Source organism: bacterium (assembly GCA_030652805.1).
In the GTDB taxonomy this organism is placed as follows: domain Bacteria; phylum JAHJDO01; class JAHJDO01; order JAHJDO01; family JAHJDO01; genus JAHJDO01.
In genome coordinates, this window is record JAUSPT010000043.1 from 17,637 (window position 1) to 35,925 (window position 18,289).

Sequence of the window (18,289 nt, forward strand, 5' to 3'; positions counted from 1 at the left end):
AGCTAGGTAAAAAGATAGAAAAACAGATTAATGAATATTCAGCAAACAGCGGATTTCTACGTGGCTTTGAATGGCAATGACGAGTGGTCTGGCAAGCCGGACTCGCCTGATACACGTGGCTCTGACGGCCCGTTTGCCTCGCTGGCACGGGCTCAAAAAGCAGTAAGAGAGTTTAAGACAGCCAAACCTGATATATCTCGTCCGATTGTAGTTTATGTCAGAAAGGGGACTTATTATTTGAATAAGCCCTTGTGTTTCAGGGCAGAAGATTCAGGTACCGCCGAAGCACCGGTAATTTACGCTGCATACCCGAACGAAAAGCCTGTAATTAGCGGAGGGAGGCCAATCACTGGCTGGGAAAAGAACGAAAAAGGCTGGTGGCAGACTCATCTGTACGAAGTCGAAAATAGCAATTGGAATTTCACGCAACTTTTCGTAAATAATCAGCGCCGCCACCGTCCGCGGCTTCCCCGAAGAGGCTATTTTTTCATTGCGGAGGAAGTGCCTGCCACCGAAAAGGCGTGTGGTAAAGGTTACAACCGATTCAAATTCAATAAAGGTGAACTTCACGGCGACTGGCACAACCTGACAGATGTCGAAGTGCTCTGCTTTCATATCTGGGAGATGTCCCGGATGCGTCTGGCGAGTGTGGAAGAAAAGGATGGTATAGCTACATTCACAGGATCTACATGCAGTACTGCGTATTACGCTGCTCTTTTTAAGGGCAATCGGTTTATGATTGAGAATGTGCGCGAGGCTTTGGAATATCCCGGCCAGTGGTATCTGGACCGAACAAGTGGAAATCTGACTTATATTTCAATGCCGGAAGAAAATATCGAGCATACCGAAGTGATTGCTCCATATCTAAAACAGCTGTTGTTATTGCAGGGCGAAGTAGAGCAATGTAAATGGGTGGAATATATTTGCTTTGAAGGACTGACTTTTGCGCACTCAAACTGGGTTACTCCCCAAAAAGGCTACTCATGTCCACAGGCTGAAGTATTACTCGATGCAGCCGTTTATGCTGAAGGTATGCGTCATTGCCGGTTTATCAACTGTACAATCACACATATAGGAGAGTATGCAGTTCAATTTGGCAGAGACTGTCAGCACAACCTGCTTGAAGGATGCGATCTTATAGACTTGGGTGCCGGCGGAATTAAGCTCGGACAGACATATGATGCAGATGATCTCTATAATGGAAAGGACCGGCAAGCATGCTCAAATCATCATATCGTTCGCGATTGCTTAATTTGCCAGGCAGGACGGATACATCCCGGTGGCGTTGGTATCTGGATCGGGCACTCCGGCTATAACCGGATAGAACATAACGAAATTACGGATTTATATTATTCTGGCATTTCAGTTGGATGGGTATGGGGTTACCAGCCGAGCCAGACCCACCACAATATTCTTAAATATAATCATATTTATAATATTGGGCAGAATGTTCTTAGCGACATGGGAGCGTTTTACATGTTAGGTATATCGCCTGGCACGATTATACGCGGCAACCATATTCACGATGTGAATGCCTTTGATTACGGCGGCTGGGGAATCTATTTCGACCAGGGTGCTTCCGGTATTGAAGCATCTGAGAATGTCTGCTACCGGTGTAATGGACAGGGATTCCACCAGCATTTCGGACGAGAGAATCTTGTCAGGAACAACATTTTCGCCTTTGGTGGAAAATCTCAAATCGAACGCACTAAGTTAGAAAAACATTGTTCGTTCACCTTCAAGCAAAACATCGTTTATTGGAAGGGACGAGTGCCTTTGCTCGGAGATAACATAATCCGTCAGGAGGACCCATCAGCGGGGATAGTAATGGAGTGTAATATTTATTTCAATTGCAGCGGCTTACCTATTCTATTTAAAGACGAAACAATCGATCAATGGCGACTGAGAGGCTGTGATAAACATTCCGTTATTGCGGATCCGCTTTTTGTTGACCCGGAAAACGGGGATTTCAACCTCAAACCGGGCTCTCCTGCTAAAAAGATAGGATTTAAATCCATAGATCTCAGCAAGACAGGCTTGCTTACACAAAGGTCAGGTTTCGCAGGTTCTCAGGCTGTTCCTTCTTTTCCGATTGACCTGAGAGCTGATAAGGTTAAAGATCTGACGAACAAAAAATTTAACGCAGCTGGGATAGAAAAAGATTAAAAGATTTTAAAAATTCTAAATTCTAAACTACAAATCCAAATAAATTCCAAAATCCTAAAAAAAGTAATTGCTACTCTATATCAAATACGCTAAAATAATTTGAATTATAGAATGTTTTAATTCTGTCGCACTAGATGGGGAGATAGCGGTGCCCTGATTCCTGAGGTAAACTCGGGATGACCTGCAATCCGCTACAGCAGGATTGAATTCCTTCTTGAGGTCAATGTGTCTTTTGGAAGGGTGTTGGATAAGTGGCGATGAAGGCTGGATCCCATGCGGCAAAAGTTTGCAAACCCCGTTAGGCCTGGAAGGGAGCAGCGGTAAGTAAATATTTTTGGGTGTTATGGGAATATCTGGCTGGAGCTGGCTGTTGAATAACTAGCTAAAAGGCAGGATCAAAGGATGGTGTGCGGCAGAGGTTATCTGTAGTAAGGAGGTTTTTTCGTGTCATATTTGGTACTTGCAAGAAAATGGAGACCTAAAAAGTTTTCTGAACTTGTTGGGCAGGAACATGTAACTAGAACGCTAGCAAATGCTGTAACATCAGGGCATCTGGCACATGCTTATATCTTCAGTGGGCCAAGAGGTATTGGCAAAACCTCTACAGCAAGAATACTTGCTAAAGTACTCAATTGTCCGCAAGTAAAAGATGCAGTGCCTTGTAATAAATGCAACCTATGTCTCGAAATTGCGGAAGGAAATAATATTGATGTTCTTGAAATAGATGGCGCATCTAATAGAGGAATTGATGAGATTAGAAATTTACGTGATAATGTCAGATATACGCCCTCTCAGGGGAAGTATAAGGTTTATATAATAGATGAAGTTCATATGCTCACAACAGAAGCATTTAATGCATTACTCAAGACATTGGAAGAGCCATCAGAACATGTTAAATTTATATTTGCAACAACAGAGCCTCATAAGATTCCTTTAACTATTCTGTCTCGCTGTCAGCACTTCTCATTTAAAAGAATACAAACACAAGACTTAGTAAAACATTTAAAACATATGATTAAAGCTGAGAAAATCAAAGTAACCGATGAAGCTCTCTTTTTAATAGCAAAAAACGCAGATGGCAGTATACGGGATGCTCAAAGTGTACTGGATCAATTGATTTCCTTCTCTCCAGATAAGGAAATTACTGTAAATACGGTAAACAGTCTTTTGGGCTTAGTCAGCCAGGATATATATTTTCAGTTTGCTGAGAATATATTGCACAAAGATATTGTTAAACTATTAGTACTGGTTGATAAATTAGTAAACGAAGGAAGAGACATAGGACAGGTGGCAAATGGGCTCATTAACTATTTTCGGAACCTGTTTTTCATTAGTCTTGGAGAGCATGGAGAAAACCTAGTAGATGTCTCTCAGGATACGAAAGAGACATTAGTTCTCCAGGTAAAACAGTTTCGAAAAGCCCGGTTGTGGCAGATACTTGAGATGATTTCTTCTCTTGAAAAAAACATAAGAACAACAAGAACCCCTAGAGCCTTTCTTGAAATTGCGATGATTAAGATAGTAAATACTATGTCTCCTGTTATGCTGGGGGAAATTGTAGAAAAGTTAGGAGAATTGGAAAAAAAATTAGAAAAAGGAACTAATTACTCTGTCGCAGAGCCGGACACAAATACAGAACCAGTTTCCAGTTCCATTCGGCAGCAGAAAACAGTTCAAGCAAAACCAGTTCAACAGGATTTAACCATAGATATTGTGAAGCAAAAGTGGCCAGAAATAATCTCAACATTAAAAAAACAAAAAATGATATTGGGAGTCTTTTTATCAGAAGGAGCTCCTATAAACCTGGAAATGAGTACATTAGAAATTGGATTTGGACCAAACGCCAGGTTGTTTTTGGAAAAGGTTGAAGCTGAGAGAAAATTTGTTGAAGAGGCATTATTAGAGGTATTGGGACATAGTATAACAGTAAGATGTGTCCCCATGGAAAAGGACAACCATACGTCTAAAAACAACGAGGAAAAGCAGCAAGCTGAAGAGCAGAATGGAAAATTGCTAAACAATCCCGCAGTTAAAACTGTAATGAAAAAGTTTGAAGCTAAAGTTGTTAAAATTACTAAAAAAAAGATGGAGGGAGAAAATGGCAGGAATAGGTAAATTCCTTAAACAAGCACAGAGAATGCAGAAAGATATGGCTAAAATACAGGCGGAAATGGCAAATAAGACAGTAGAAGCCACTGCTGGCGGGGGAATGGTTACAGTAACAGCTAATGGAAATCAGGAAATAACTGGGATCAAAATTGAGAAGGAAGTAGTAGATCCAGACGATATAGAGATGCTTGAAAATCTTGTTATTGCAGCTATTAATGAAGGATTGCGTAAATCCAAAGAGATGGTTACAGGGGAAATGAGTAAATTAACAGGAGGTCTGAATATACCAGGCCTTACTATATAGGGGGGAGGATAGTGTATTACACAGAATCTCTTGACAAACTAGTTAAAGAATTAGGCAGGTTGCCTGGCATTGGTCCAAGAAGTGCTCAAAAGATGGCATTTCATCTGATGAAAATACCTAAAGAGGAAGCTAGGGAACTTGCGCAAGCTATTGTAGATATAAAGGAGAAAACAAGATACTGTTCTATATGTAATAATTTTTCAGAAGGAGAACACTGTCAGATTTGCACTAGTCCTGCGAGAGACAAAGAGATAATATGTGTCGTTGAAGAACCAAATGATGTAATTGCAATAGAAAAAATAGGAATATATAAAGGGACATATCACGTATTAATGGGCGCTATATCTCCGCTTGACGGAATAGGCCCTGATGACTTAAAAATAAAAGAACTGCTGAAAAGAATATCCTCAGGTATCAAGGAAGTTATATTAGCAACAAATTCTAATACAGAAGGTGAGGCTACAGCAATGTATCTTGGTAAGATAATAAAGCCATTAGGGGTCAAAGTAACCAGAATTGCCAGAGGTATCCCTGTTGGTGGAAATATTGAGTATACAGATCAGGCGACATTAGCTAAAGCTATGGAAAAACGGGGGGAATTATAATGACACTTAATGCTCTGGATCTTATCATAGTTTTGATTCTAGGAATAGTAACTGTATGGAGTGGAGTTAAAGGTTTTTTCAAAACTATTATAAATTTGGCCGCTATTATTATTGGGTATATTATTGCCAGCCGCTTTTATGTGTTTTTAGTTGAATTATTCAGAGAAAAGATGGGTGATTCAGTATTTATAAAAGGGTTATGCTTTATAGTGCTTTTTGTTATTAGCGCTGGAGCTATTCTAGTATTAGGACATTTCTGTAATAAGTTGGTAAAAAAATCTCCTTTAAGGGCACTTGACCATGTAGGAGGAGCATTATTTGGCTTTATTAAAGGCGCATGCATTGTAGGCGTGTTGCTTGTTTTCTTAGTGGTTCTGCTGCCTAAGGATAGTAAATTCACAGGAGAGTCTCGTATATTTCCAAAGGCAAAGACAGTATTTTTAGCTATGAAATCTCTCCTGCCGAAATCCCTCAAACAAAAGACAACTCAGAAATACGAGGAGTTTAAGAATTATTGGAAACAGACAAAAGAAAATATATCCTTTTTATAATTTCCAGACTGATAAAAGAATATTCTAGCCCAAAGACTACGCTGTATTACAGAACTCCGCTTCAACTCCTTGTATCAACAATACTCTCTGCGCAATGTACGGATGAAAGGGTAAATAAAGTAACAAAAAAATTATTTAAAAAGTATAAGTCTGTAAAGGATTATGCTAATGCAGAACTTTCTGAATTAGAAAAAGATATAAGACAAACAGGCTTCTTCAGGAATAAGGCTAGGAATATAAAAAATGCCTCTAAGATGCTTATAGAAAAATTTGACGAACAGGTTCCAAACACAATGAAAGAGATACTGCTTCTTCCTGGAGTTGCAAGAAAAACAGCAAATGTAGTGCTAACAAGCGCATATGGAGTAGTTGAAGGCATTGTAGTTGATACTCATGTGAAAAGGTTATCGCAGAGATTGGGTTTAACAAAGAATGATAATCCTGAAAAGATAGAAAAAGACCTTATGAACATCGTCCCAAAAGATAAATGGGGCGAGTTCTCATTTTTGCTCATATCTCATGGGAGAAAAATATGTCAGGCAAGAAAACCCATCTGTAATAAATGTATTCTCAATGACCTGTGCCCGTCAAGAGCTGAATAAAATAAATCTTGTATATACAAAAGTATTGCGTTATAATTGATTCGGAATGAGAGAAATTAAATGGAGTCCGTTAAAGAATGAAGAAAAATATTGAGTTAACAAGACAGGAAAAAGAAATAGAAGATGCTTTAATGGCTGGAGAATTTGTTAATGTTGAGAGTAAGGAATTAGAAGAAATATCTCAAGCAATTGCAAGACGGAAAAAGGATGCGGTATTGAACATTCGTGTTAATAGTCAGGATATAATAAGTATAAAACAAAAAGCAAAAAAACTTGGAATAAAATATCAGACTTTTATTTCTGAAGTTTTGCACAAAGTAGCACTTTGAAAAAGCTGACTTTTATGTACAGTAATATTCAAAATAAAGAGTATTTTAAGATAGTTGTTAGGGGTTGATATAGTGGCAGAACAAAAAGCAATCGACAAATACAGAGAAGAGTTTAAGAATTCTTCAGATGATGACTTAATAAATGCCATGCACTCATGGGTTCCAAGTTGCGCCCAACATATAGCTGCCGTACAAGAGCTGGAATCAAGAGGCAGCAGTAGAACTATTGAACAGTTAAGCACAGAAAAAAGCACAAACTTATTCACTAAAATCATTTTTGTGCTTACTGTCATAATACTTGTTCTAACATTTCTTCAATTTATTCGCGGGAGAAATCAACTCCATTCTTCTGATACTGTTCCTGTTTATACGCCAGGCAGAGTAAGCAATACCAATACAACAAATAATAATAGTAATGTTACAAAATAGGTTTTTACCCCTAACAAATCGCTACAGCGAACGCGGTAACCCGCGTCGCTAAACTTGGGTGTTAGACTTGGAGATAAGACATGATTGATGCACTTCCATGGACTGTGGTCATACCATACTGCTTCTTCTCGATGTTCATTTTCTACCAGCAACTCCATACGAAGCGCTTCCGGGGCGCAAGCCAAGTCTTCCTCTCCTTCTTGATCCTCACTGGGTTCATTGGCATGATCACAGGCCTCGTTTTCCTCGTGTACTACGGATTCAAGGTGGTCTGGTGGGCGCCACTTGCACTCTTCGGACTTGGTCTGGTCTTTCAATTTATCAGCAACATGATCGAAGGACTGATCGGTGCGTTCGCCCTCAGCATGCTAGGCTTCATTTGTTGGCCGGTATGTGCATTTCTGATGTTTACTTCCGTGCCAGATGTCAACACCCGATACCACGAGAAGGAAACGATTGCCGACTTCGTCGCAACCATAGAGTCAGCCAACCTTGCTTCACGCGTTGTCAACCGAGGCTCTGCATTCTCTGTTATGAGCGAGTCAGACGTAGATGAATTGATGCGGCACTATCGTGTTGCTCTTGCCCACGCTGAGGAAGTCGATATCGACTTCCTCAACCAGAAGTACGACGGATGGGGAGACCATTTTGAGAATGAATTTCTTGCAGGTCTCCGCCTTGTTGTTGAAGGCAACGGCAAGGCGGATGCAACCATCTCTCTTGCGGGACAGAAGTTGATAGATTCGTGGGGAGACTGGTTCAACCAGAATATGAATGAAATTCGAAAACTGAAATAGCCCAACAAGATACATCTACACGTACTTTGAAAAGCCGCGTTTCGCATGTCTTTCCAAAGACGGTTATGCACGACGTTATACAAGAAAAATTAATAAGAAATTAAAGAATAATCAACATTGTAGGGGCGATTCTATGTAATCGCCCGATTAATAATAAAAATCATACAATAAAGGGCGAAAACACGGTTTCGCCCCTACGGCTTGTAAGATAAATAAACCTCTGGTATAATCAAAAATACTCAAATAAGTAAAGGGAGGCGATGGTATGAAAAATCTAAACATTGATGTTTTAAATAACGTTTGCGAAGAAGTTAAAAGCAGTATTGTTCCTTTTTGTGAGAAACTGGTTGAGATACACTCAGATAATATAAGAGCAATAATTCTCTATGGGAGTGCAACAGGCAAAGAGTTTGTGCCCAAAAAATCTAATATAAACATAATGATAGTCTTTAATAGTCTCGGATTGAATGAGCTTAAAAAAAGTTTAAAACTTGTTGCGAAAAGCAGAAAAAAAAGAATAACTGCTCCGCTTTTCCTAACTATGCGTCATATTGAAACTTCAACAGATGTTTTCCCAATAGAATTTCTTGAAATGAAGGAAAACCATCTTCTTGTTTATGGAGAGGACATTCTGGAGGGTCTTAAAATAAATCAGGAAAATATCAGGCTGCAGTGCGAATCCCAGATAAAGGGTAAACTGATACGCTTAAGACAGTCATATCTTGAGATTGGCCTGAAGCGAAAGGGAATAGAGACGCTTATGATAGATTCTCTGACCTCATTATTTCCAATATTCAGGAACATACTTCGTCTTAAAGGAGAAACTCTGCCAACTGCAAAAGAAGATGTAATTAAGCTTATGAAAAACAAGTTCAATATAAATGACCAGATATTTCTTAATATCTTAAGAGATAAAAAGGGTGACGAAAAAATTGGTGAGCAACCTGCTGAGCAAGCATTTGAAACGTATCTGGAAGAAATAAGAAAACTTGCATTGATAGTGGATGAACTAAAATGAGAACCGTTAACTCAAAGGGTAGCAAACTTGCGAAATTCTCAAAGGACGCTTGGCTTAATAGATTCATCAGAGTTTTAGCCTCGCTCTATTTTATTTTGACAGGCAACCTATATCTTAATTCACAGCTTTTCAAATGGCGCAAAATAAAAAAGCCTTTTTCAAATTCCCCAACTTTACTATCCACATTGTTTTGTATTTTTCTTTTATTCCATGGGAACATTGTAATCGGAGCAGATAGATATCCTAATTACACCGGCTATGTAAATGACTTCGCCAATGTTCTGAGCAGTAGTGAGAAGGGCATAATAACTAATTTAATTACTGAACTTGAGAAGAAAACATCTGCGGAAATAGCAATTGTAACAGTCCCGAACATTGAAGGCTCTGAGATCAATATTTATAAGAACGGTCTTTTTGAAAAGTGGAAGATAGGTAAAAAGGGGAAGGATAACGGGATATTAATTGTTCTTGCAATGAAGGAGAGAAAGGTCGGTATAGAGGTTGGCTATGGATTGGAGGGAGTTTTGCCTGATGGACTTTGCGGAGAGATTATTCGCACTCAAATGGTGCCAAACTTTAAAGCAGGTCAGTTTGGAAAGGGGCTTGTAAGCGCTGTTGCTACAATATCAAATCTTGTTGCCAAGGAATATAATGTTAAGCTATCAGGGCTGAATTCCTTGCCAAAAACTGCGTATGTAGTGCGAAAGCGTTCAGCTTCCAGCTCCATGGTAAGCATAATCTTCGCACTGTTATTCTTAATGCTTATCTTAGGTTCAAGGACAGGTCTTCTTGGAGTATTGCTTTTTGGATCAATGGCTGGCAGAGGTGGCTATTGGGGAGGAGGTGGTTCTGGCGGTTTTGGTGGAGGTTTTGGCGGGTTTGGAGGCGGCATGTCCGGCGGCGGAGGCGCAAGCGGAAGCTGGTAAATTGCAGTCAAAGACTGCTAAAAAAAGGAGGGATGTATGAAAAAAGGATGTTTGGTAGGCATAGTAATTGTTGTTGTAATTATTGGGTTTATAGGCTTTTTCATTGGTGGGCTCAATAAGGTTGTAAGAATGGATGAGAATGTTAAAGCTGCCTGGGCACAGGTTGAAAACCAGTTGCAGAGAAGAAATGATCTAATACCTAATCTGGTAAACACAGTTAAAGGGTATGCAAAGCACGAAAAAGAAATTTTCACTTATGTTGCTGATGCCAGAGGAAAGCTTGCAGGAACTATTAAAGGAAATAAATCAATCAAAGAAAAAATTCAAGCGGCAGGAGAGCTAAATACGGCTATTTCTCGTCTGTTAATGATTGTGGAAAGGTATCCTGACCTTAAGGCAAATGAGAGCTTTGCGAGACTCATGGACGAGCTTTCAGGAACAGAAAACAGAATTGCTGTTGAGAGAATGAGATATAATAGAGGTGTTCAGGAATTTAATGCGCATATTCGTATGATACCGGGCAGCTTTTTCGCACGGTTAAAAGGGCTTAGCAAAGCTGAATACTTCGAGGTAGAAGAAAAAGCAAAAGAAGTACCGGTAGTAAAATTTTAATGTCTACTTCTGATATCAGGCTGATTTCTAATAATGATAGCGTACTTGTTATTGTTGATATACAGGAAAGACTTGTTCCTAAGATATCTGACAAGCGCACTGTTATTGACAATACTGTTACATTGATAAAATCTGCCGGAATACTTGACATTCCGATTACAGTAACTGAACAATATCCTAAGGGGTTAGGTCCGACAATTCCTGAAATAAAAGATTTAATAGTTCCATGGCAGCCAATAGAGAAGATATGTTTCAGCTGTTTTGGCAACAGTAATTTTTCAGAAAAGCTGGAAGGACTGGGAAGGAACAATTTAATATTATGCGGAATAGAATCTCACATTTGCATAATGCAAACGGCACTAGACGGACTAAAATCAAACTATTCCGTGTTCTTTGTTAAGGATGCCATATCATCCAGAACTAAAAATAATAGAGAAACTGGTTTTGAAAGAATGGCTCAGGCTGGTGCAATTCCCGTTTCTACAGAGATGGTAGTGTTTGAGTTATTAAGAGAAGCAGGTACGGACAAATTTAAACAAATAGTAAGCTTGATAAAGTAGTGGCTTTGCGTTGACATGCTAGACATATATATATAGAATAAAACTCTCAAAATATTAAGAGGTTGAATATGATAAAAGTAGCAATTGTTGGTGCAACTGGCTATACAGGTGTAGAGCTTATACGAATCCTCCTGAATCATCCTGATGTGAAAATTACATCCTTGACGAGAAAAGGAGAATCTCTATCAAATATTAGTGAAGCATTCCCTCATATGTATAATCAGATAACGTTGCCATGTAATACCCTAAAAAACCCGGAACAGGTTGCAGAAAAGGCTGATGTCATTTTTATGGCGCTTCCACACTGTTCTGGCTTAGACCTGACTGACCAATTTCTGAAGCTAGGGAAAACTGTTATTAATTTGAGTGCGGATTTTCGCCTTAAAGATGCTGACATATATGAAAAATGGTATGGAACTAAGCATACCCATCCGGAACTGCTCAAGGAAGCAGTATACGGACTTCCTGAGATCTATAAAACTAATATTGCGAAGGCAAAGCTTATAGCTAATCCGGGCTGTTTCCCAACGGGTGCAATCCTTGCTCTTAAGCCGCTTACTTCAGGCGAACTGGTAAAAACAAACTCTATTATTGTAGATTCAAAGACAGGCCTCTCTGGAGCAGGAAGAGGATTGAGCTTGAAAAGTCTATTTTCAGAGGTAAATGAAAACATCACTCCTTATAATATAAATACGCATAGACACCTGCCAGAGATGATTCAGGAACTTACAGGGAATAAAGCAAAGACTACACAAATTACTTTTACCCCACACTTGATTCCTGTAACACGCGGTATTTTGAGCACAACTTATGTTTCTGTACAGGAGAATAAGGCTCTTGCTAATGTGGTTGATATATATAAAGATTTCTATAAAGAAAGCCCTTTTATTCGGATATTACCTGAAGGCACAGCTCCTCAGACAAAACATGTTTATGGCTCAAATTACTGTGACATAGGTATCTTTCAAAACAAAGAGGCACATAAAATTATCATTATCTCTGCAATTGATAATCTGGTAAAGGGCGCCAGTGGACAGGCTGTGCAAAACATGAACATAGTATGCGGGCTTGAAGAAACCGCAGGTCTGAACTTCATACCAGTGTTTCCATAAAGGCAACTCAGTGAAGATAATAAAAGGCGGCATTACGGCTCCCCTAGGGTTTAAAGCGGCAGGGCTACATTGTGGAATAAAATCATCTAAAAAGGACCTTGCTCTTATATTTTCAGACAAATCTGCAGTAACTGCAGGTTTGTTTACAACAAATCAAATTAAATCTGCTCATGTTTTGCTTGATCTAGGGAAACTACATAGAAAAGAATCTCAGGCAATTATAATTAATAGCGGTAATGCCAACGCATGCAATGGTGCTACAGGAAGAGACAATGCTTTAGAAATGTCTGAATACACTGCAAAATACCTGGATATAGATAAGCAAGGTGTACTTGTAGCATCTACTGGTATAATTGGGGTGCCTCTCCCTATGAATAAAATTAAAAAAGGCATTAAAGATATCTCTAATAAACTCGTCATAGACGGCTCTAAAGATGCTGCTGAAGCTATTCTTACAACTGATACCACTATAAAAGAAGTGGCTGTAGATACAGGGATTAAAGGCAGAACAAAGGACAATATAAAAATCGGTGCAATTGCCAAGGGCTCAGGAATGATTGCTCCTAATATGGCTACATTGCTCGCATTCATAACAACAGATGCCTGCATAGAATATGAAGAATTGTTTGCGTCTTTGAGAGAATGCGTGAACACTACATTTAATATGCTGAGTATAGATGGAGATATGAGCCCTAATGACACAGTTATCATTATGGCAAATGGCACCTCAAGAAATAAAAGAATTAAATTCAATACACCTGAATATAAGAAATTTACTGATGCACTGAATTATGTATGCACATATCTTACAAAAAAGGTTGCTGCTGATGGTGAAGGAGCAACAAAACTAGTTGAAGTACAGATTAAAGGCGCAAGAAGCGTAAAGGATGCCAGACGCGCAGCTAAAGCAGTAGCTAATTCCAATTTGGTAAAAACAGCCATTAACGGATGCGACCCCAACTGGGGAAGAATCCTCTCCAGTTTAGGTGCGGCACGCATAAAGATTAAGCCCGGGCAAATTGATATTGCAATTAACTCTGAACCAATAGTTCACAATAGTATAAGCACAAACTTCTCTCAAGAAAAAGTGCATAAGATATTGAAAGAAAAAGAAATTATAATAGCAATCAATTTAAACGTTGGCGGTCACAGTTCAACCGCGTATACTTGTGACATATCAGAAAAATATGTAAAAATAAATGCGCATTACCACACATGAGGAATTGAATTAATTATGGAAAAACTGATTGAAAAAGCAAAGGTGCTCATAGAAGCATTGCCATATATCAAAAAGTTCCACGGAAAAAAAGTAGTGATAAAATATGGCGGAAGCGCAATGGAGCATGAAGAGATCAAAAAAGCCATTATGCAGGATATTGTGTTTATGAAGTATGTTGGAATGAACCCGATTATTATTCACGGCGGTGGAAATGCTATAACTGAAGCACTTAAGAAAACTGGAAAGAAATCTCAATTTGTGGATGGATTGCGTGTTACTGATAAAGAAACAATTCGAGTTGTAGAGCAAGTGCTTGTTGAGGGGGTAAATAAGGAAATTGTTTCTCTGATTAATGAATTAGGAGGTAATGCTCTTGGCATTAATGGAAAATCTGAATCTCTTATTATGGCAACTAAACTTGAAGGAAATATGGATCTGGGATTTGTAGGGCAAATTATCAAAATACAGCCGGAAAAATTGAATGAGCTCTGTAATCATGGCATTATTCCTGTAATAGCGCCTCTTGGACTTGGAGAAAATGGAGAAACCTACAATATAAATGCTGATACTGCTGCATCAGAAATTGCAGCAACACTCAGAGCTGAAAAACTGGTTTTATTAACTGATGTTCCTGGCATATTAAAGGATAAATCTGATGTGGAATCAATAATGTCTACACTTAAGGTATCTGAAATCAAGGTTCTTAAAAAGAGAGGTGTAATTACAGGAGGCATGATACCAAAAATACATGCATGCGAGAAAGCACTGAACGCAGGTGTTAAAAAATCGCACATCATTGACGGAAGAATCCTGCATTCTTTATTATTGGAAATATTTACTGATAAAGGCATAGGAACAGAGCTTATAAAAAATTAATTTTCAATTTTAAATTATGGATACTGCTGAAATTATAAAGTTAAGTAAAAGATACATAATGAACACATATGGTGAGCGTTCCATTGCACTTGTAAAAGGGAAAGGGATGTATGTCTGGGATGCTGACGGGAAAAAGTATCTGGACTTTCTTTCGGGGATTGCAGTTAATGCATTAGGACATTGCCATCCTGAAATTGTGGAAGCTATTAAAAAACAAGTTTCCACATTGATTCATGTATCAAATCTCTATCATATTGCTCAACAGGCAGAACTTGCAGAATTGCTCATTAAACACTCTTTTAAGGGCAAGTGCTTCTTCTGTAATAGCGGAGCAGAAGCAAATGAAGCTGCTATAAAGCTTGCAAGAAAATCAACAAAACCAGACAAATTCGAAATAATTACAATGACTGGATCCTTTCACGGAAGAACTTTAGCAACTATTACAGCAACAGATAATGCAAAGTATCAGAAAGGTATTGGGCCCCTGCCAGGTGGATTTAAACGTGCTGTCTTTAATGATATAGGAAGCATTAAGAAATGTATTAGCGATAAAACCTGTGCGATTATGATTGAGCCTGTTCAGGGAGAGAGTGGTATTCATATAGCAAAAAAAGATTTTATAACTGCGTTGAGAAAACTCTGTAACAGGGAAAGAATTCTTTTAATATTTGATGAGATCCAATGTGGCCTTGGAAGAACAGGAAAACTATTCGCTTATGAGCGCCATAATGTAGAACCGGATATGATAACACTGGCAAAGAGTTTAGGAAGCGGACTACCTATTGGAGCATTGATTGCCAAAGACAAAATTACTTCAGGCTTTGGGCCAGGAGATCATGCATCAACATTTGGCGGCAATCCGCTTTGCTGCGTTGCTGCATTAACAACACTAAAAATAATATTTAAAAATAATTTACCACAACATGCTAGAAAAATGGGGGATTATTTTAAGAGCAAACTTGAAGCGCTCAAAAAGAAATATTCATTTATCAGGGAAGTTCGTGGTATTGGTTTAATGATTGGAGTAGAGTTGGACTTTGAATGTAAGGAAATTGTTGAAAAATGCCAAAAAGCAGGGCTTTTGATAAATTGCACTTCAGGTAATGTCCTGCGTTTTCTTCCTCCTCTTATTGTATCTGAAAAAGAGATTGATAAAGCTGTGAATATATTGGGACACATATTAGAAAATGTCATTGCGAACGAAGTGAAGCAATCTCGTCTCAGTTTTTAATTTGTCCATATCTTAACATTTTTAAGAACTTTAAAATGCTTATCTATAGTGAAAACTCTGCAATTATTCTTTCCGGCAATTGTTGCTATCAAACAGTCTGATATAGGCACCAAATAACCCTCTTTTCTTGCCGTATATGATTTATGTGCTGCTTCTTCCCAATCATCTATGCTTTCGGACAGAATTGGCAAGGTCACAAGGTGAACCCTTAAACTGTCAAAATCGCTTTGTGTTTTAGCTCCCTGCAGAACTTCCGCTATAATAATTCCTGTTGTAACCACGCAATGCTCCTCTAAAAGTTTTTTGAGGTCCACTGCAAGGTTAGAGTTTGGCTTTCTATAAGCCTCTATCCAAACCGAAGTATCCACAAGAATATCATTCCTTGAGTTCTGCATTCCTTAGCTCCTTCCAGTTGTCCTCTATTTTTACTTTACCAAAAAGATCTAAAAGTCCCTTTGTCCCCCTGTCTCTAACAAAGCTCTCTACAGCAATTACAATAGCCCTATTCGTGTTTTTTGCTTTTGTTAGAATCATAGTTTCCTTAACAATCTCGTCATCTATTCTTATTGTTGTTCTCATACTTATCCTCCTGTCTTAAAATATTGTCATCTACACTGTGTCACAAATATTGTCATTTGTCAAATTTTTTACGAGACGCGAAAAATTTTCTTAATAGTCATTGCCCGACTTGATCGGGCAATCCAGCGTTTGAAGACAATCTTAAAACTCTAGTAATTTTGATGGCTTTATTTTGAATGCTTTGGCAAGTTTTTCTATAGTTTCTATTTTGATATTTGGAGGATTTTTCCCTTCTATCTTTTGCAGATATTTGTAATCAATCTTTGCCAACTGGGCAAGCTCTTCTTGTGTATATTCACATTTTCTGCGAAGCTCTTTTATTTTTCTTCCTAATTTCAGAGTTATAGACAATTCCATAACTTATTATGTTATAGTTTTGTTTTTTTATTGACACCTAACTATTGCAAGGTGTATAGTGCTTACAAATGTGTAAATTAATAAAAAAGAAAGGAGAAGGAAAATGATTTATGAAACTGTTGGCTGTTCGGTTCGCAAAAGAAAATCTGTTGTAGCTTTTGGTCTTGTTGCTCTTGCTATGTTTCTCAACCCAACCGCACCAGCATTTGCCCAGAAATGCACTATTGCTATTGGTAAGATTGAATACAGGGCTGAATTAAGCGAAACGGATAAAGATCGACATGCATACGGTCGTAGGGAGCCCGCCGAAAATACCAAGGCGTTTATTGATATGCTAAGCACAGCCCTCTCGAAGACTCGAAAGTTTGATGTGATTGAACGTGATAGACTTGCAGCGATAATCAAGGAACAGGGATTGGGTGAGTCTGGTTTGCTGGACGAATCCACAGCTCATACATTAGGGGGATTAAAAGGTGTCGATTATCTGCTTCTCGGAGCAATTACGCAGTATGGTATTGATAAAAAAGCCATGGGATTTGGTGGGGTCGCGATGGGCGCAGAAACTGCTCGAATGTCGGTAGATATAAAGATTATAGAGGTTAAGTCTGGATCAGTTAAGATCGCGGATACAGTTGAAGAAACCCAAAAAGGAGGAAGAGCCCTAAAAGTAGAAGACAAAGTCGATATGGCTAGCGCAAGCGGGCAAGTACTCTCTGACGTAATGAGAAAAACATCAAACTCTGTTGTCAATGTGATTGTCTCGGCTATATACCCTATAAAGGTAATAAGCACAACAAAAGGGATTATGCTCAACTATGGTGAAGGTATCCTTATGGAAGGAGACGTTTTAGACGTCTTCTCTCAGGGAGAAAAAGTGACGGATCCAGATACTGGAGAAGTGCTTGGTTCGGAAGAAGAAAAGGTTGGAAGAATAAAAGTTATAAAAGCTCTAGCAAAATTCTCCAAAGCTCAAATCCTTGAAGGTGATGGAAAAATAGAAAAAGGCATGGTTTGCAGAAAGATCCGAGAAAAAGAATTGAAGCAAGAGAAGAAATCTAAACGGAAGCGAAAGAAACTTCATTTCTAACTTTGTGCTAACAAGAGACTAAACACTGACAAAGTAAAAAACATGTGTCACATTAATAGAAATTTAAAATTGTGAGGAGGGTATTATGGCAAAAATTTGTATTGAAATTGAAAAATGGTTAAGTTTAAAAGATCATCATGCATTTGCTCAGGTTATTGAGGCATTATATGATTTAAAAAAAGAAGGTGGATATGAAATTGTTCTAACGGTTGAAAACCAAGAAAAAAATATTGATGAAATTATCGACGAATATCATAGAAAGACGAACAAATAAGAAAATCACTCTCAGCCCTTGGCATGATACTACTTGCTGTTTGCTATCCTTCCAATAATCTCATTTATCTTATAATCTTCTCCCTTTACCAAAATATGAAATTAAAAAGTGAACAGCAACCTTTTCTCCAAATACCTCAACGACATTTGCCACAATCGTTGACAAAATTCTTGCTCTTACCAAATCTATAGATAACCGCCAGCTAAAGCAGGCGGTTGCGGTGGAGGGGACAACAGACTGCTTCATCTGTCTGGGGGAATAAGCAACTGTCGGAAAAAGCAAGTAAAAGCAGAAGAATGACAGAGGATTTTCAGGTTAAAGATAAAATTAACAAAAAATTTACAAATCTAATCCAGTATGTTATATAATTACAACAGAGAATAAAAAGAGTTGGGGTATTAAAGATGCTTGAAAAGTACTTTTCTGAATTTGCCGATTATCAGATAGCTCTGGATCGAATGAAAAACAAGGATGACGAGATAATTTCTTCAAAAGAAATGAGAGCAAAACTTGGCATAGAAAGTGTATAGATAGCAGAAAGGATAT

23 protein-coding genes and 1 other RNA gene are annotated in these 18,289 nt (G+C 38.4%); 21 read left to right on the top strand and 3 right to left on the bottom strand.

Annotation, left to right across the window (positions count from 1 at the left end):
• Positions 1–237: 237 nt before the first annotated feature.
• From Q7J67_04495 to Q7J67_04580, 18 genes are all read left to right on the top strand, one after another.
• Entirely contained in the window at positions 238–2,166 is a 1,929-nt protein-coding gene (locus Q7J67_04495) for a right-handed parallel beta-helix repeat-containing protein (protein MDO9464540.1), read from the top strand.
• A 125-nt stretch (positions 2,167–2,291) separates the two neighbouring features.
• Positions 2,292–2,579, top strand: an RNA gene (gene ffs / locus Q7J67_04500) — signal recognition particle sRNA large type.
• A 31-nt stretch (positions 2,580–2,610) separates the two neighbouring features.
• On the top strand, positions 2,611–4,281 hold the full coding sequence (gene dnaX / locus Q7J67_04505) for a DNA polymerase III subunit gamma/tau (protein ID MDO9464541.1): 1,671 nt from the start codon (positions 2,611–2,613) through the stop codon (positions 4,279–4,281).
• The gene (locus Q7J67_04510; protein ID MDO9464542.1) at positions 4,265–4,579 is read left to right on the top strand and encodes a YbaB/EbfC family nucleoid-associated protein; all 315 of its coding nucleotides are present in this window, start codon (positions 4,265–4,267) and stop codon (positions 4,577–4,579) included. The genes dnaX and Q7J67_04510 overlap by 17 nt, the downstream gene beginning before the upstream one ends.
• 8 nt (positions 4,580–4,587) lie before the next feature.
• The gene (recR, locus tag Q7J67_04515) at positions 4,588–5,184 is read left to right on the top strand and encodes a recombination mediator RecR (GenBank protein MDO9464543.1); all 597 of its coding nucleotides are present in this window, start codon (positions 4,588–4,590) and stop codon (positions 5,182–5,184) included.
• Positions 5,184–5,735, top strand: coding sequence for a CvpA family protein (locus Q7J67_04520; protein MDO9464544.1), 552 nt, complete (start codon positions 5,184–5,186; stop codon positions 5,733–5,735). The genes recR and Q7J67_04520 overlap by 1 nt, the downstream gene beginning before the upstream one ends.
• Positions 5,699–6,337, top strand: a complete 639-nt coding sequence (nth, locus tag Q7J67_04525; protein MDO9464545.1) for an endonuclease III — start codon at positions 5,699–5,701, stop codon at positions 6,335–6,337. The genes Q7J67_04520 and nth overlap by 37 nt, the downstream gene beginning before the upstream one ends.
• A gap of 77 nt (positions 6,338–6,414) precedes the next feature.
• Positions 6,415–6,666, top strand: coding sequence for a hypothetical protein (locus tag Q7J67_04530; GenBank protein ID MDO9464546.1), 252 nt, complete (start codon positions 6,415–6,417; stop codon positions 6,664–6,666).
• A 72-nt stretch (positions 6,667–6,738) separates the two neighbouring features.
• The gene (locus tag Q7J67_04535; protein MDO9464547.1) at positions 6,739–7,095 is read left to right on the top strand and encodes a hypothetical protein; all 357 of its coding nucleotides are present in this window, start codon (positions 6,739–6,741) and stop codon (positions 7,093–7,095) included.
• Between the two features lie 80 nt (positions 7,096–7,175).
• The gene (locus Q7J67_04540; protein ID MDO9464548.1) at positions 7,176–7,892 is read left to right on the top strand and encodes a hypothetical protein; all 717 of its coding nucleotides are present in this window, start codon (positions 7,176–7,178) and stop codon (positions 7,890–7,892) included.
• Between the two features lie 265 nt (positions 7,893–8,157).
• Entirely contained in the window at positions 8,158–8,910 is a 753-nt protein-coding gene (locus tag Q7J67_04545; GenBank protein ID MDO9464549.1) for a hypothetical protein, read from the top strand.
• Complete coding sequence (locus tag Q7J67_04550) at positions 8,907–9,836, top strand: TPM domain-containing protein (protein ID MDO9464550.1); 930 nt, start codon at positions 8,907–8,909, stop codon at positions 9,834–9,836. The genes Q7J67_04545 and Q7J67_04550 overlap by 4 nt, the downstream gene beginning before the upstream one ends.
• A 36-nt stretch (positions 9,837–9,872) precedes the next feature.
• Positions 9,873–10,448, top strand: coding sequence for a LemA family protein (locus Q7J67_04555; GenBank protein ID MDO9464551.1), 576 nt, complete (start codon positions 9,873–9,875; stop codon positions 10,446–10,448).
• Positions 10,448–11,008 carry a hydrolase gene (locus tag Q7J67_04560; GenBank protein ID MDO9464552.1) on the top strand — a complete coding sequence of 187 codons (561 nt, stop codon included), beginning with the start codon at positions 10,448–10,450 and terminating at the stop codon, positions 11,006–11,008. Before Q7J67_04555 ends, Q7J67_04560 begins: the two co-directional genes overlap by 1 nt.
• A 68-nt stretch (positions 11,009–11,076) precedes the next feature.
• Positions 11,077–12,120 (top strand): N-acetyl-gamma-glutamyl-phosphate reductase, encoded by a 1,044-nt coding sequence (gene argC / locus Q7J67_04565; GenBank protein MDO9464553.1) that lies wholly within the window; start codon positions 11,077–11,079, stop codon positions 12,118–12,120.
• Between the two features lie 10 nt (positions 12,121–12,130).
• Complete coding sequence (gene argJ / locus Q7J67_04570; GenBank protein ID MDO9464554.1) at positions 12,131–13,339, top strand: bifunctional glutamate N-acetyltransferase/amino-acid acetyltransferase ArgJ; 1,209 nt, start codon at positions 12,131–12,133, stop codon at positions 13,337–13,339.
• 15 nt (positions 13,340–13,354) lie between these two features.
• A complete protein-coding gene (gene argB, locus Q7J67_04575; protein ID MDO9464555.1) occupies positions 13,355–14,215 on the top strand; it encodes an acetylglutamate kinase in 861 nt (286 codons plus the stop codon).
• Between the two features lie 16 nt (positions 14,216–14,231).
• Entirely contained in the window at positions 14,232–15,446 is a 1,215-nt protein-coding gene (locus tag Q7J67_04580) for an aspartate aminotransferase family protein (protein ID MDO9464556.1), read from the top strand.
• Here the strand turns inward: Q7J67_04580 and Q7J67_04585 are convergent.
• The 3 genes from Q7J67_04585 to Q7J67_04595 form a co-directional block, all read right to left on the bottom strand.
• Complete coding sequence (locus Q7J67_04585; GenBank protein ID MDO9464557.1) at positions 15,443–15,841, bottom strand: PIN domain-containing protein; 399 nt, start codon at positions 15,839–15,841, stop codon at positions 15,443–15,445. The genes Q7J67_04580 and Q7J67_04585 overlap by 4 nt on opposite strands.
• Entirely contained in the window at positions 15,822–16,025 is a 204-nt protein-coding gene (locus Q7J67_04590) for a type II toxin-antitoxin system VapB family antitoxin (protein MDO9464558.1), read from the bottom strand. The genes Q7J67_04585 and Q7J67_04590 overlap by 20 nt, the downstream gene beginning before the upstream one ends.
• Before the next feature lie 141 nt (positions 16,026–16,166).
• Positions 16,167–16,382 carry a helix-turn-helix transcriptional regulator gene (locus tag Q7J67_04595; GenBank protein ID MDO9464559.1) on the bottom strand — a complete coding sequence of 72 codons (216 nt, stop codon included), beginning with the start codon at positions 16,380–16,382 and terminating at the stop codon, positions 16,167–16,169.
• Between the two features lie 103 nt (positions 16,383–16,485).
• Between Q7J67_04595 and Q7J67_04600 the strand changes: the two genes are divergently transcribed.
• From Q7J67_04600 to Q7J67_04610, 3 genes are all read left to right on the top strand, one after another.
• The gene (locus tag Q7J67_04600; GenBank protein MDO9464560.1) at positions 16,486–17,469 is read left to right on the top strand and encodes a CsgG/HfaB family protein; all 984 of its coding nucleotides are present in this window, start codon (positions 16,486–16,488) and stop codon (positions 17,467–17,469) included.
• Positions 17,470–17,554: 85 nt separating this feature from the next.
• Positions 17,555–17,743: a hypothetical protein gene (locus Q7J67_04605; GenBank protein ID MDO9464561.1), complete on the top strand. Its 189-nt coding sequence runs from the start codon at positions 17,555–17,557 to the stop codon at positions 17,741–17,743.
• A gap of 404 nt (positions 17,744–18,147) precedes the next feature.
• On the top strand, positions 18,148–18,273 hold the full coding sequence (locus tag Q7J67_04610) for a hypothetical protein (GenBank protein ID MDO9464562.1): 126 nt from the start codon (positions 18,148–18,150) through the stop codon (positions 18,271–18,273).
• Positions 18,274–18,289 lie beyond the last annotated feature (16 nt).

What these genes read in the sequence shown, in the direction of transcription:
- Q7J67_04605 (MDO9464561.1), top strand. Translation starts at nt 17,555, where the DNA reads ATGGCAAAAATTTGTATTGAAATTGAAAAATGGTTAAGTTTAAAAGAT.
- Q7J67_04595 (MDO9464559.1), bottom strand. Translation starts at nt 16,382, where the DNA reads ATGGAATTGTCTATAACTCTGAAATTAGGAAGAAAAATAAAAGAGCTT.
- Q7J67_04545 (MDO9464549.1), top strand. Translation starts at nt 8,158, where the DNA reads ATGAAAAATCTAAACATTGATGTTTTAAATAACGTTTGCGAAGAAGTT.
- argC (MDO9464553.1), top strand. Translation starts at nt 11,077, where the DNA reads ATGATAAAAGTAGCAATTGTTGGTGCAACTGGCTATACAGGTGTAGAG.
- Q7J67_04510 (MDO9464542.1), top strand. Translation starts at nt 4,265, where the DNA reads ATGGCAGGAATAGGTAAATTCCTTAAACAAGCACAGAGAATGCAGAAA.
- Q7J67_04550 (MDO9464550.1), top strand. Translation starts at nt 8,907, where the DNA reads ATGAGAACCGTTAACTCAAAGGGTAGCAAACTTGCGAAATTCTCAAAG.
- Q7J67_04530 (MDO9464546.1), top strand. Translation starts at nt 6,415, where the DNA reads ATGAAGAAAAATATTGAGTTAACAAGACAGGAAAAAGAAATAGAAGAT.
- Q7J67_04580 (MDO9464556.1), top strand. Translation starts at nt 14,232, where the DNA reads ATGGATACTGCTGAAATTATAAAGTTAAGTAAAAGATACATAATGAAC.
- Q7J67_04600 (MDO9464560.1), top strand. Translation starts at nt 16,486, where the DNA reads ATGATTTATGAAACTGTTGGCTGTTCGGTTCGCAAAAGAAAATCTGTT.
- Q7J67_04520 (MDO9464544.1), top strand. Translation starts at nt 5,184, where the DNA reads ATGACACTTAATGCTCTGGATCTTATCATAGTTTTGATTCTAGGAATA.
- Q7J67_04540 (MDO9464548.1), top strand. Translation starts at nt 7,176, where the DNA reads ATGATTGATGCACTTCCATGGACTGTGGTCATACCATACTGCTTCTTC.
- Q7J67_04610 (MDO9464562.1), top strand. Translation starts at nt 18,148, where the DNA reads ATGCTTGAAAAGTACTTTTCTGAATTTGCCGATTATCAGATAGCTCTG.
- argB (MDO9464555.1), top strand. Translation starts at nt 13,355, where the DNA reads ATGGAAAAACTGATTGAAAAAGCAAAGGTGCTCATAGAAGCATTGCCA.
- Q7J67_04560 (MDO9464552.1), top strand. Translation starts at nt 10,448, where the DNA reads ATGTCTACTTCTGATATCAGGCTGATTTCTAATAATGATAGCGTACTT.
- Q7J67_04590 (MDO9464558.1), bottom strand. Translation starts at nt 16,025, where the DNA reads ATGAGAACAACAATAAGAATAGATGACGAGATTGTTAAGGAAACTATG.
- Q7J67_04555 (MDO9464551.1), top strand. Translation starts at nt 9,873, where the DNA reads ATGAAAAAAGGATGTTTGGTAGGCATAGTAATTGTTGTTGTAATTATT.
- Q7J67_04585 (MDO9464557.1), bottom strand. Translation starts at nt 15,841, where the DNA reads ATGCAGAACTCAAGGAATGATATTCTTGTGGATACTTCGGTTTGGATA.